The 842-nt window shown below is 52.9% G+C and carries 1 protein-coding gene; it reads left to right on the top strand.

Translation table 11 applies throughout. The features are described from left to right. On the top strand, positions 1-792 hold a 792-nt coding region (minD, locus tag ACTHS3_RS16020; protein ID WP_440368509.1), incomplete at its 5' end, for a septum site-determining protein MinD. Positions 793-842 lie beyond the last annotated feature (50 nt).

Genomic DNA, 842 nt, shown 5'->3' with positions numbered 1-842 from the left:
TCAGGTAAAGGCGGCGTAGGCAAGACCACTACCAGCGCCAGCATCGCAACCGGCCTGGCCCTGCGCGGCCACAAAACTGCTGTGATCGACTTCGACGTCGGTTTGCGCAACCTTGACCTGATTATGGGTTGCGAACGCCGCGTCGTATACGACCTCATCAACGTTATCCAAGGCGAAGCCACACTCAACCAAGCCCTGATTAAAGACAAAAATTGCGAAAACCTCTACATCCTGCCTGCATCGCAAACCCGCGATAAAGACGCACTGACCCGCGAAGGCGTGGACAACGTGATGAAAGAGCTGGCCAGCGAAAAAATGGGCTTCGAATTCATTATCTGCGATTCCCCTGCCGGTATCGAACAAGGTGCACTGATGGCACTCTACTTTGCCGACGAAGCCATCATTACCACCAATCCGGAAGTATCCAGCGTCCGCGACTCCGACCGCATCTTGGGCATTTTGCAAAGCAAATCCCGCAAAGCAGAACAAGGCAGCACTGTTAAAGAGCACCTGCTGATTACCCGCTACTCCCCTGAGCGCGTAGCCAAAGGCGAAATGCTGTCGGTACAAGACATCTGCGACATCTTGCGTATTCCGTTGATCGGTGTGATTCCTGAATCACAAAACGTTCTGCAAGCTTCCAACGCCGGCGAACCTGTCATTCACCAAGACAATGCTGCCGCAGCCGAAGCCTACAAAGACGTTATTGCCCGCCTCTTGGGTGAAAACCGCGAAATGCGTTTCCTCGAAGCTGAGAAGAAAAGCTTCTTAAAACGACTGTTCGGAGGTTAATACATGTCACTGCTCGATATGCTGTTCGGCAGAAAGCCGAAAACCGCCAC

This window comes from Neisseria sp. P0009.S007 (assembly GCF_051962515.1).
The sequence above is the reverse complement of the archived record's forward strand: the minus strand, read 5'-3'. Positions and strand labels throughout refer to the sequence as shown.